This window comes from Prevotellamassilia timonensis (assembly GCF_021531665.1).
Lineage (GTDB): Bacteria > Bacteroidota > Bacteroidia > Bacteroidales > Bacteroidaceae > Alloprevotella.
Map to the genome: position 1 here is coordinate 1 of NZ_JADYUH010000071.1, position 13,081 is coordinate 13,081.

At 56.7% G+C, this 13,081-nt stretch carries 4 protein-coding genes and 1 pseudogene; all 5 read right to left on the minus strand.

All coding sequences use genetic code 11. The features are described 5' to 3' along the window. Positions 1 to 354, minus strand: a pseudogene (locus I6E40_RS09695) (hypothetical protein); the annotation flags it as partial. Between the two features lie 61 nt (positions 355 to 415). Further along, complete coding sequence (locus I6E40_RS09700; protein WP_235386838.1) at positions 416 to 622, minus strand: hypothetical protein; 207 nt, start codon at positions 620 to 622, stop codon at positions 416 to 418. Positions 623 to 785: 163 nt separating this feature from the next. Then, a complete protein-coding gene (locus I6E40_RS09705) occupies positions 786 to 11,357 on the minus strand; it encodes a leucine-rich repeat protein (protein WP_235386839.1) in 10,572 nt (3,523 codons plus the stop codon). Positions 11,358 to 12,192: 835 nt separating this feature from the next. Next, complete coding sequence (locus tag I6E40_RS09710) at positions 12,193 to 12,501, minus strand: hypothetical protein (RefSeq protein WP_235386840.1); 309 nt, start codon at positions 12,499 to 12,501, stop codon at positions 12,193 to 12,195. 338 nt (positions 12,502 to 12,839) lie between these two features. After that, positions 12,840 to 13,081 (minus strand): hypothetical protein (locus I6E40_RS09715; protein ID WP_235386841.1); only part of this gene is annotated, 242 nt, incomplete at its 5' end.

The window sequence follows — 13,081 nt, forward strand, 5'->3', positions numbered from 1 at the left end:
GGTGTTTCGGAAGCGGAGCATTTCCTGCGGCACGCTTTCCTTCACGGCAGTTTCCAAAAGGGACGCCATCCGATGACGCACAAAGTCGGGCGCCACAGAAAGCACCACCTCGCGAACGGGGACGGGCATCGCCAAGGGACGGACGCGTTGCTTCTGCTCCGGAGTGAGCTGCGACAAAGCCAGTTCGGGCACGACGTCCGTCAGCAGAACGAATGCCGAGGCATCGTCCGTGGGCAGTTTCTGTTCGTTGTCGTGAGAAGAGAAGCCGCAGAGCACTGCGCCCCTCCAGCCAATCCATGCAAGCGCAAACACGGCGCCCAGGATGGAAACCAAGTTGATGATGCGTTTCTTCATAATCAATCAAGATGAGTGAACGTTTGTCGTTTGAGCAGTGCGGCGAACCTTCGTGTGTTCCTCACTGCTCGCCCCAGATGGGGGAGGAGCGGTGGGTGCTGAAAGGGTCATTGGTGTGGCGGCGCGAAGACCCCAATTCGCCGTCATAGCCGGAGCCGGAGCCGCCACCTCCGCCGCGTGTCTCTTCCTCAACGGTCGAAGTGGAGAGAAGGGGAGACGGTTGGAAACGGAGCGCGGAGAGAGAAGGTTTGATATAGTTTCTTTTCATACGTTTTTCTTTGTGTGACGGTGGGTCATAACAGCCAATTTGCTGCGTTGCTATCGGATTCGGGCTTGCATCTTAGCCATTCTGACGCACCTTCTTTATACCTTATTATATATGCGAACCGAGTTCGCTTTATACCTTATTATATATCGCATCCTGTGGCAGTTCATTTTACAGCCACTTTGCGACCGCCGATGATGTAGGTGCCGGCGGGCAGTCCGTGGAGGCTTTCGGTGGCGGGCACTTGTTTGCGAAGGAGTTGTCCGGAGGTGGTATAGACATCGACGAGTTTGTCACTCGCATCCACTTCGCCGTCGGTGATGTCCACCACGCCGGTGGGTTCGCCGTTGGGGGTAATCAAGACGCCGAGGAAGTTCGGAGTGTTTTCGTCGTACATGTCCAGTTTGAGCCATGCTCTCATCGGGGCGATGCTCGCTCCGGCACCAATGCGCACGAACTGTCCTGCTTCATAGCCTGCCGTGGCGGCAGCAGAGTAGCCCCAAAGCACTTGCGGGTCGGACGTCCAGGTTTTGCGCACCCACGTGCCGTAGAGTCCTTGGCTGTTGCCGCTCATGACGTCTGTCTTGACCACGGGGATGCCGCCCTCTTTGTCCGTCACGTCCAAGGTGACGGCGGCGGGGAGGAAGAGATAGGGCTTGCCCGCTTGCGGTTCGGCGACTTCGACGAAGGTCACGGTGCCGTCCACACTGTTGTAGTCCTTGAAGTCATAGAATCGTCCCATGGCAGCAGCTTCGCCGCGCGGCAGTCCGAAGGGCAGATAAACCGTGCTCTTTCTTCCCGGCACGAAGGCGCGGCTGATGGAAGCATGGTCGGCGGTGAAGGCGAAGGGAATCTCCACTTCCTGTTTGTCGTCCATGAAGAACGAGGACGTGTGCCAAGCACCGTCAGCCAACGTGTTGATGACGTTCTCGCCGGCATTGACGGGCGCATAGACCAATGTGCGGCGCGGCAGTCCGAAGAACGGAGAACGCTCGTCGCTGCGATCGATGTTGGAGAGGGCGAGTCCGTTGTCGGTGCGCCAATCCACGTAGCGCAGCGAGTCGCAGCCCGCAAAGAGTCCGGCACCGACGGAGGTGAGTTCGCCGGGCATCGTGACATATTTCAGATTGCGGCAGCCGGAGAACAAGCCTTCCGGAACGTCTTTCACGCGGAAGCATTTTTCGAGTGCTTTGAGGTCTCTCACATCGGGGTTGTTGCGGAACTCGTCGGGCAGTTCCTCCACTCGGTACAGAGAGTTCTCAGTGGCAATGCCTCGTGGCGAGAAGATGTTCATGAGTCCGCGGTCGTTGTAGGCGGCAATCACGTTTTTGGCGTAAGCCTGCACGGCGCGGTTGGCGCGGAGCGTTGCCACATCGGGACCGGCACAGAAGAGCGTGTCGATGGTGAAGCCTTCGGTGAAGACACCCTCGTAGCCGTAGGACTCAAACTCGAGGTCGCCTCGGAGCGTCGTGATGGACTTGAGTCGCGGGCAGTTGTTGAAGGTCCAGTTCTTGAGGAAGTTGGTTTGGTCGCCGAGCACCACAGTCTTGAGGTTGTTGGAATAGGAGAAGAGTCCGACGGGTGTGCGCTTCATGGTTCGGGGCAGATGGATGGTCTCGAGTTTGTCGCAGTTTTGGAACTGATAGCGTTTCATGACGAAGTCCTTCTGCGGATTGCCCTCTTCGTCACAGAGCACGGCTTCGGAGAGGTCAAGGAAGGCGAGGTTGGCATTGGCGGGTGAGATGTCGGGCACGATTTTGTTGCCCCAGACTTCCTCCGGTTCTTCCCAATCGGGAATATATTTCACATCTTCTTTTCCGACCTTCCTTGTATGGTAGTGGTTAAACACCATCTTGTCTTCCGTGCTTCTCAACTGTCCGGCGAGGTGTGCGAGGAGGTTGATGTCATAGAGGTTCACCATTCCGGAGATTTTGAGACGTTTGATGTCTTCAAAGTGTCCCCGTTCCACCACCATTTTGTTCGCGTTGAGGGTGAGTCCGAGCGAGTCAGCCAGCAGTCCGGGTGCCGGGAGGATGATTTCGCGAGTCTTCGCTGCGTCGGCGTAGGAGATGATGTGGCGTGCCACCTTCTCGGGCCAGGCAAGGAGGAAGGAATCCACTTTGGTGGAGAGCACCTTGATGCGATAGTCTTCCGGCAGGTCGTCGAAGATGTCGGCGTTCTCCAGTTCCGGCACTTTGGGGCAGAAGACGTTGATGTCGCGGAGCGAGGTGCAGCCGGCGAAGGCGGTGTGGTCGATGTAGCGTGTGTTCACCGGCAGGGAGATGGACTTCAGTTTCTTGCAGTCGGCGAAGCATCCGTTGGTCAGCATGGTGTCGCGTACGGCGGAGAAGAGTTCGTCGAAATACTCAATGTCGGAGCCTCGGAACCAGTCCCGGGTGGAAGTCATTTTGCCGAATTCGCTCATTTTGTAGAATCCCTTTCGGGCGAGGGTGGTGAAGACGATGTCATCTTTGAAGGGGGCATAGACATTGACGTGGCTGTTGCTCTCCTTCACGCGTCCCATCTCGGTATAGATGGAGTAGGGGCAGTAGATAGAAGGTTGTCCGCCGGAACTTTTGCAGGCTTCAGAGAAGTCAAAAGGTTTCGTGTCCAGATAGAGGATGTCGGCTGTCAGGTTGTTCTCATTGAACCATTTGTTGTCTGCTTTGAGCGGTGCTTTGGGCATCACGATGAGTTTCCGGGCGGTTCCCTTCTCGAAGCAATTGGACTTGTAGGTCAGGTCGCAGTCCGGCAGGATGAGCGTCTCGAGGTGACCACTCGGGAAGGAGAAAAGGGAACTGCTGACTTCATCGTCGTTGCGCACATTGATGTATTTATACATTTCGTGGTTCAATCCTTCAAGATCATCCAGAGGAGGATAGATTTTGCAGTTATATTCTCCCCCTTCTCTCAGTTTGGCTTCACTGAGGTCAAGGTGGTTCAGCACGTTTGTGTTCACCAGCATGGAGATGAGTGCCACGTCGAAGGAGTTGATGGGACCAATCACTTTGAGGCTGTCAATGTGGTGATAGTCGCCTTCCATTCCGTAGAGCCAGGGCAGATTGGACTTGACAGTCAGGTTGAGGCGCTCCGCCAGCGTGCCGGCTTCTCCCTGCATGTTCACCACGTAGTAATGTTGGATGGGGCGTTCGCTGACGATGTGTGCGGCATACTGCGGCCAGGCGGCTTTGTAGGCATCGACGGCGGCGGCAGGCACGTAAATCTTGTAGTCGCTGATGCCGAACTCCAAGGGCGAGCCTTCGAGCGAGGCGGGTTTTGTGGCGTTGAAGTGGAGTTCGCGCAGACCGGAGCCGGCAAAAGCGCAGGCGTCGATGCGTTCCACGGAGTCCGGCACTTCAAGCATAGTCAGCGAGGTGCAGCCTTGGAAGCAGTGCTGACCGATGCGGCGCAGGGTGGCGGGGAGTTCCACGCGCTGCAGATTCCGGCAGTTCATGAAGGTGCTGTCGGCGAGATATTGCAAGCGCAGGGTTTGCCATTTGCGCAGTTCAGTGAAGCTTGCCATTTTCTCATTGCCGCGGAGATTGTCGAGGTCCTTCTGCCAGCCATATCCGTTGCGCACGGTGTCGAGCTTCATTTCGAGGACGGGATGAAGGTACATGTCGTATTGGCGGTCGGGAAGGTGCAGCGCGGAATTGAAGAAAGCATCTCTGACATATTTGTCGTCGAACCGGGTCAGCACGGGGCGGAGGCGGCCGGTGTAGTTCGTCCAGGATGATGAGATGAGGTAGTCGGGATATTCGTCGTAGAAGATTTTGAACACAGCCTTCGGGCTTCCATCCAACACTCCCTTCAGCGGTCGAATCTGAGAGGGCTTGAGCGGTTTGAACTCGCGAGGCTCTTCGCCGTAGGCAGAGTAGCAGAGATAGATGCTTTCCAGATTGGGACAGTCGGCAAAGGCAGAGTCGCGCAATTCGATGGAAGGGGTGGTGAAGCAGCGTGCTTCACGGTTATAGTTGTCAGAAATCAAGATTCTCTTCAGATGCTCGTTACCCATGAACGCCTTCTCTTTGACGTAGGTGGTGTTGTAGTTATAGGTAGTTCCGTAGTCCACGGCAATGATGAGTTCGCCGTCGTTCTCTTCGAGATATTCGTTGTCGGGTTTGGAGATGTGGAGATTATAGACTTTCTTGCCGTTCACGTCCTTGTAGTCCATGAGCGAGCCTTGGATGTAGTTGTAGGAGTAGTAGGCTCCCCAGACGTTGTCGTCGGTGGCTTCTTCATAGTCGCTCTTGACCACGATGTTCAGTTTTCCCCAGATGGAGTCGTTCTTGAAGTCCTCGTATCGTTCGGGAGCGACATAGACTGTCAGACGCGGACAGCCGGCAAAGACGGAGGAACCCATGAGGCAGAAGTTCTCCGGACCGAGGGGCTGGAGGCAGTTGTCATATTCCGTGTTCTCCATGAACATGTCGATGCGTTCCAGATTGGCACAGTTGAAGAAGGTGCTGTCGGGCACGGTCATTTGGAACGGTCTCTTGTTGTTGATGAAGGAGCCGGCGCAGTCGGTGAACTCAATGCTGCGGATGTGTTCGTTTCCGCGCAGGGCTTTGTGGTCGATGCTGACGGTGCGGTAGTGGTAGTAGGAGCCGACGTCGTTGTAGATTCTCATTTTCCCGTTGTTGGCGTCAAGTTCGTCGTTCTTGACGTCTTTGATATAGACGTGGTAGATGTTCTCGATGTTTCGGGTTTGTGCGGTTCCGCTCCACCAGGCGGGGAATCCTCCGGTGTTGATGTCCATTTGTCCGATGAGGTCGGCGCCGGAGTCATATTCCGAGGCGTTGAGTTCGACGGGGTCGGTGGTGCTGCTGAGTTCCATGATGGCTCCCATGGTTGCCATTCCTTCATAGAAGCCGAAGTTGAGAGGCACGTCGATTTTCAGAGAAGCAATCAAACCTTCGATGCCGGATTTCACGACGCCCATGGTGGCTGCTTCCAGTCCGGAGATGGTTGCCCAAACGCCAGCGCAGCCCAGACCGGCGGTGAAGCCGGAGACATAGCCCGCGCCCATCTGGCTGAGCAGGATGGAGGTGGAGTTGGCGGCGAGATTGAGCACCGTGTTGTGGGCGATGTAGGAGCCGATGGTCATGCCGTAGGACATGGCAGTGGCGTTCATCTGAGCGACGACGTTGCTCCAGAATCCTGACCAGACACCGGTGGAGATGGCCTCCATGCCTGCACCGAAGACGCCTCCGGTGAGGGCTGCCAGCGTGGTGGTGACAATGGTCTTGGCAATCTGCACGGGGATGTTCGCCAGCGACCATGCCATGTAGCCCTTCTGCTCTGTCGGCAGGTTGTTGATGAGGTGGGAGGCATAGTCATAGACCACGCCGTCTTCGGTGATGGGGTCTTCCGCCACGGGGGAGTAGTCATAGACAACGATGTGGTCGCGATACTGCGACCAGTTCTCGTCATAGACAAACTCGAGGTATTTCTCGCCCGGAACACGAATCTCAAAGTCGGGGTGGCAGCCGACGAAGACGCTGTCGCCCACGATGACTTGTCGCGGCGAGAGGGTCACGTAGTGGTTCGTGCCTTCGGTGACGAGATAGACGAGGTCGATGTACTTCAAGTTCTTGCAGTTCTCGAAGCAGCGGTTGGGCAGGAGGATGGCGAGTTCCGAGCCGTGGCTTTTGGAGAAGTTTCCGCTGAGGTCAGTGAATCCGACGGAGGTGATGTGTTCGTTTCCGGCGAAGGCGAGACGATCGACGGCGATGGTCTTGTAGGTGTTGTTGGTGCCGATGTCGTTGTAGAGCGTGAGTCGTCCCTCCTGCTTGTCGAGTTCTTCGTCATCGACTCCGGTCACTTGCAGATAGCGGACGGTTTCGTCCTCCGTGATGTGGGCGGGAGTGAGAATCTCGTTCATCTCGAAGCGTCCGTAGCCCGTGTGCAGGCTGATGTAGTCTTTTGCAAAGAGTTCGTTGTACTTGCTGTTGTAGAACTCCTCCTTCAGTTTCAGCGTGTCGTTGAGCACGGGGAAGAATTCGTAGCGCACGCCGGCTTCGTAGAAATGGTCTTCGCTGGTGGAGATGGGAATGATGCGGTCGGCGTAGGTTGCCCAGTTCGGGTCAGCCTTGAAGGCATTGACGAGGTTCGGCGCGACGCGGACATAGACGCGCTGCCCGGGGGCAAAGATTTCTTTGGCGGGGATGACCTGTGTGGGTTGGAGATATTCAATCTTGTTGCTGCCCGTGAATTTGTGATAGACGAGGTCGATGCTGGCGAGGTTGGTGCAGCCTTTGAAGGCGTGGTTTTCGATTTTCACGCAGAGCGGATTCTTGGCGCTGCCGAGGTTGGTGTTCACGTCGCCGAAGTCGAGGCGTTTGAGCAGTTGGTTGTTGCGGAACGCCAGCGAGTCGATGCTGACGAGACGGTAGGTGTAGTAGGACCCGATGTCGTTGTAGAGCGTAAGGTGTCCTTTGTTCTGTTCGAGATAGTCGTTGCTGACGCCCGTGGCGTGGATGTAGTAGGTGTTCGTTTCGTCGGTTCCGACGAGCATTGGGCTGACGTCGAGGCTGACATAGTCCTTCTTGTCACGCTCCAGAATGGTTTGGAGTTGGGCGTTGTGGGTGTCATATTTGCTGCACAGATCGGAGAAGTCGAGGCTGTTCTGTTCGGCGCCGTAGATGTAGCCTTGATAGACAGCGCCGTCTTCGTCGGGATAGAGTCGTCCGCTCTGTTCCCAGGCGACGATGCGGTCGGCGTAGGCTTTCCAGCGTGCGTCGGTTTTGAAGGTTTCGACGAGCGAGGGCCAGACGCGGATGAGGGCGTTGTTGCTGCCGAGGAGCAGGGTGTTGTCGGTGGGAACGATTTGGTCGGGCTGCAGTGCTTCGTAGCGGTTGGTGTTGGTGTTGCCATAGACGAGGTCCACGTATTGCAGCGCCGGGCATTCGGCGAAGGCATAGCTGCCGAGTTCCATCTTCACGTCGGTGTGGACGCTGCCCGAGTTGACGCCGTGGAATCGGACGACGCGCAGGTCGGCGTTGCCTCGGAAGGCATCCGCCCAGACCTTGGTGGTGCGGTAGGCGTAGGTCGTGCCGGGGTCGTTGAAGATGACCGCCACACCGCCGAGCGAGGTGCCGAGTTCCTCCGAGGCGCCGATGACGTGGGTGAGATAGATGGTGGTGCCGTCGTCGGCGGTTTCGGTCGCATAGTCTGCCGGTCCGTTCTTTTGGTGGTCGCGGGCATAGAGCACGCCGGATTCGGTGAACTCGGACTGGCGCATGGAGGTCGTGCGAATCAGTTGATTCTTGAAGACGCTCCAGCGGGAGTCGGCGAGGAAGGCGGAATAGAGTTCGGCATCCACCATGAATCTCAACTTCGGACAGCGTACGAAGGCATTGGCAGCGGGTCGCACGTCGGAGGGGGAGAGCATGATTGCATGAGAGCCGCCTTTGCTGACTGTGTAGCTGAGATAGAGCGTTTCGAAGTTCGGACAGTCGGTGAAGGCGCCGTCGGCGATGTCGAGGTCAATCCATTTGTGGGCTTTGTCGGCAGGAACGGAACTGAGGTCGGCGAAGGAGAGGGTCTTGAGGGCGGTGGCTCCCAAGAAGGCGTTGGAGCGAATCTTTGTCGTGTGATAGTTGTAGAAGGTGCCGATGTCGGTGTAGATGCGGAAGTCGGTGGGAGAGCTCAGCGTGGTGTTGAACGAACTGACCTCGGTGACGTAGCAGGTGGCGTTGTCCTCGCCGCTGACGGTGGCTCCCGTGGGTTGGTAATAGACGTTTCCTGCGAGGTAGGCATCGTTGGTCTGCTGTCCTTCGTTGTAGCCGACATAGCGTCCCACCTTGTCTTCGGGTCCGGAGATGGTGCTGCCGTCTTCCACGCAGCAGTTTTCGATGTAGGTCTCTGTGTCGATGACGCGTCCGGCGATGCCGCCCACGTAGTCGTCCCAAGCGTCGATGAACGAGCCGCTGCGCAAGACGCAGTCCATGGCTTTTGCGCCCGAGTTGAGTTCGCCGACGATGCCGCCGACGTAGCCTTTGCCATAGACCGTGCCTTGGAACGTGCAGCCCTGCACCCAGGAGCCCACGTCTGCCTTGCCGCAGATGCCGCCCCAGTACCAGCTGCCGCCGTCGGGTTTGAGATAGCTGCCGCTGACGTGGCAACCGATGATGCGCACGTGGTTGGTGGCGAAGCCGCAGACGGAGCCGACATAGTCGGCGCTCTTCTTGAGGCTGAGGAAGGGCATGCTCGTGCCCTCCATGCGGATGTTGCGAATTTTCGCGCCGTCGGCATAACCGAAGAGTCCGAGATATTTGTCCTGTGCGTCGCTGTTGAATTTCAGGTTTTTGATGAGGTGGTTGTCTCCCTCGAACGTGCCTTTGAAGGCGTGGCTCTTGTCTTTGCCGATGGGCGTCCAGCAGTCATAGCCGCTCATGTCGAGGTCCTCGATGAGGCGTGCCTTGTAGGACGTGTTTCCCGCATTGACCCACTGCGCAAACTTGGCGAGGTGGGCAGGTTTGGCGATGAGATAGTAGCCGTCGGCGTAGGCGGGCGTGATGGGGTCATCGACGGGGAAGAGGTTGCTCTCGTCCGCCACGACGCAGTCGGTCACGGTGTTGCCCGTGCCCGTGCCGCAAATGCCGCCCATGTCGGTGCGATAGCCCTCGATGTGGGAGCCGGCGAGCAGGGTGCAGCGCGTGATTTTGCAGTTGTCGGGATTACCGGCAATGCCGGCGATGCATTTGTCGCCCGTCACCGTGCCTTGGAAACTGCAATCCGTGATTTCGGTGAAGAAAGGTCTGCCCGCGATGCCGCCCCAGTAGAGGTTTCTGCCGTTGCCGATGAGGTGGGAGGCGGTGACGTGGCAGTTGGTGATGCGCGAGGGAGCCTCTGCCGATTCTGCGCCGCAGAGACCGACGACGGCACCAATCATCTGGTTGCCGTTGAGGGACTGGCAGACGAGGCTGTCGATGCGGAGGTTCTTGATTTCGCCGCCGCGCACGTAGCGGAAGAGACCGTTCCATTCCGTGTCGGCAAGTTTCACGTTTCTGACTGTGTGGTCGGCACCGTCAAAGGTGGAGGAGTAGGGAGCGCCCGATTGTCCGATGCCTTCCCAGGTCTCGCCCTCCATGTCGATGTCGCGGGCAAGGCGGGCGTCGTGGCTGCGCCCGGCGTTGGTCTCGTTGCGAAGCCATTTGAGGTGTTCCTTATTATATATGGTATAGACGCCCTCCGCATCTTCGCTCGGCACGAAGGGGTCGATGATGGTCTCCACTGTGCTGCCGTCTTCGGTCGTGTTGTCGGTGAGCGCGGCACCCTCGTCGAGTCCGACGATGGCACCCACTGCGCCTTTGACGGTCGTGACCGTGCTGCCCGTTCGGAGCACGCTCTGTTGCACCTTGACGCCGCTTTCGGCGTGACCGAGGATGCCGCCGGCGTTTTCGTAGCCCCTCAGTTCTCCTTCAAAACTGCACGCGAAGAGAACGGTGTTTTCGCCGGCTCGCCCGACGATGCCGCCCCAGTCCGCGCTGCCGTTGTAGGCATTCAACTGCCCGCCGTTCACCGCGCAGTTGAGCACGTAGGCGGTGCGGGAATGAGGCAGGAGTTGTCCGCAGACCACACCCACGTTGGAGGCTGCCTTCGCATAGACCAGCCGGGGCGTTTCAAACGTGAGTCCCGAGATGGCACCGCCCTTGACGATGCCGAAGAGTCCGGCGTTGCTCCGGTCGGAAACGGTGAGGTTGCGAATGGTGTGGCTGTCGCCATCCAAAACGCCGCCAAAGGGATGGGTGGCGTCGCCGATGGGCTGCCAGTCGATGCCGCCGAGGTCCATGTCGGCAGTCAGTTTGGCGTTGATGGCGCTGTTGCCCTCAGCCACGCGGTCGGCAACCCAGGCAAGTTGTCCCTCGCTTCCGACCTGATAGGTGTCGCCCGAGAACGCGGGGATGTTGGGGTCAGCGATTTGGACAACGCTGGCTTCGTTCTTGCCGCTTTCCCAGCCCACGGAACTGAGGTGATTTCCTCCCACCATCGTGCCCACATTGTTCTTGGTCCAGGCTTTCACCTGCGTGGCGGCGGGCAGGACGTTCGACATCAAGTCAGAGTAGTAGGCATGTCCCACAATGCCTCCCACCGAGGAGGATGCGCTCACCGTGCCGCTGAAAGTGTTGCCCCAGACGTTGGCATAGTTCGACCTTCCGACCACACCGCCCCAGCAGTTGGAGGCGCCGAAGGCTTGCAACTCGGCGTCCGTCACTTTGCAGCCAATGATTTTGGCGTTTTTCGACATGTTCTGAAAAGCGTTCTCTCCCGTGACATATCCGCAGATGGCGCCGACATAGTCCGTCCGGCGGGTGTAGATGAAGCGCGGAGCGTCCAGCAAGATGTTTTGGATGACGACAGGGGTGAGGGAATAGGGGTCTGCGGCGGCATAGCCGAACAGACCGCCGTAGTCACGGTTGCGCACCTTCAGATGACTGACGATGTGGCTCGCGCCGTCGAACTGTCCGCGGAAGGGATGGTCGGGCGTGCCGATGGGCTCCCAGTTGGCGACGGCGCTGAGGTCGATGTCCGCTGCGAGACGCGCGTTGACATCGCCTTGTCCGCCATTGACCATGTCGCGAAAAGTCGCGAGGTCGGTGGCGGATTGAATGAGATAGTAGCCGTCGCTGTCTTTGTTGAGAATGCTTTGTGCTGCGCCGCTCAGTGTGAAGAGGACGAGCAGAACGGAAAGGAGGAACCGCCGTGTGGCGGGGCAACAGTGTGTGTGGAACATGGTTGTGGAGTTTGAGCCACTCGCTCGGAGGTTGTGTCGAAATGCACATTGGGCTTTTACCCTTGAAGGTGCGTCAGAATGGTTGTTGTGACACACCGCCCGCCTGCGCGAATGGGGAATGGTGTTTTCGGTTTGGTTGAGGCAGCAGTTCGTGAAATTTGATTCGTTAATGCCTTAACTGCCGTGGCAAATTTACCATTTTTATTTCGCAGGAATGAATGTTGCGGGCGTTAGTTGGCGGAACAACGGAGCGTCACGCCGATTTTGCGTTAAAAAACTCCGTTCGCGGAGAGCGTGGCAACGATTCTGTCCGCCGATTTGTCGTTTCTGTCCGCCGATTTGTCGTTTCTGTCTCCTATTTCGTTGGTGTGCACAGCACGAGTGCACACGTGTGCGCAGCTCGAATGCACACGTGTGCGCAGGGCGAATGCACACGTGTGCGCAGGACGTGTGCACACCAACGACTCCCAAGAAAAAAATGACAAGTCCTTAGAAAAAACTATTGCCACGGCAGGAAAGAACGAAAATCTTCTGCCGTGGCGAAAAGCCTTTGACCAAGGCGACCGTTGAATACCGTTTAAATCCCCTTTATATGCTGCTTAAACAACATCAACCATAAGGCGATAAACATGAACTGCTGTTGCATTCTTTCTTCTCTCACTCTAATGTGTATTATTGCTGTCCGGTAAATGTTCTTAAATCATTGAACAACCATTGAACAGCCCCTGTTCAAACCTTGTTCAAACCTTGTTCAAACCTTGTTCAAACCTTGTTCAAACCCTGCCGAAAGCATGTGTCGCCTTGGGGTAGGTTTTGGTTGGGGTAGGCTCACCTTTCATTTCATGATGGCAGAAGAGGCGCCGCCCTGTTCACCGATTTCGTTGCCGCGCTGCACTTTCTTGCCGTAGCCGAAGGTGTAGGTGACGGAGAATCTGATGCAGGCGTGTGACTGGTTGGTGAGATAGGTCCGGCGTTCCTTGAAGAGCGGTGCTTCCGTGAAGCGGTCTGACGCGTCCCAACTCGTGCGGAAAAGGTTGGCAGCCGTCAAACGTATGTTCCAAACAGAGTTCGCCCAACCCGCCGAAGCAGACCGACTGGCAATCGTGCTCGCTGAACTGCGCTCGGCGACGACAGTGAAGGACACGACGTTAGGCTGCGAACTTGTCACTCCCAAACGCGAAAACGCTACACGACCCGCACCATTTCGTAAATAAAAGGGAAACAAAAAAACTATGCAAACTATACACAAACCCTACATTCAACCTTCCATTTTGCTGATTTATCGCGCGTTGCGAAATGTATAGTTTGTGCTTCAAACTATACACAAACTATACACAAAACCTTACATTGAACTCTACACAGCGAGCGTCCAAAACCCTACACAGCGAGCGTTCGCAAAACTATACAAGACCACACAAAACCCTACACAACGGCGTCCAAAGCACTTCCACGGGGGTGTCATATAAACCCTCATATATAACCTCATGTCGAAGTTTGAAAAGCCCTTCCCTTTAGGGAGGGGTTGGGGTAGGCTTCCGCCCCCAAAAAATCCAACAATTTTGAGCCATTTTTCAGCGATTCGACATTAACATTTTTAACTTTCTGGAACACTTTTCGCCTCCCAATTTTGCCTACTCGGCGCATAATTTTACTTTGCCTTCCTCTAATTAAAATTAGAAGAAGGCAAATTTTAACCGGGTGCGCTCCTAATTTTTCCTGGGAGC

Bases quoted from the DNA above. Each gene is read 5' to 3' on its own strand.
- I6E40_RS09700 (WP_235386838.1), bottom strand. From the start codon at position 622: ATGAAAAGAAACTATATCAAACCTTCTCTCTCCGCGCTCCGTTTCCAA.
- I6E40_RS09705 (WP_235386839.1), bottom strand. From the start codon at position 11,357: ATGTTCCACACACACTGTTGCCCCGCCACACGGCGGTTCCTCCTTTCC.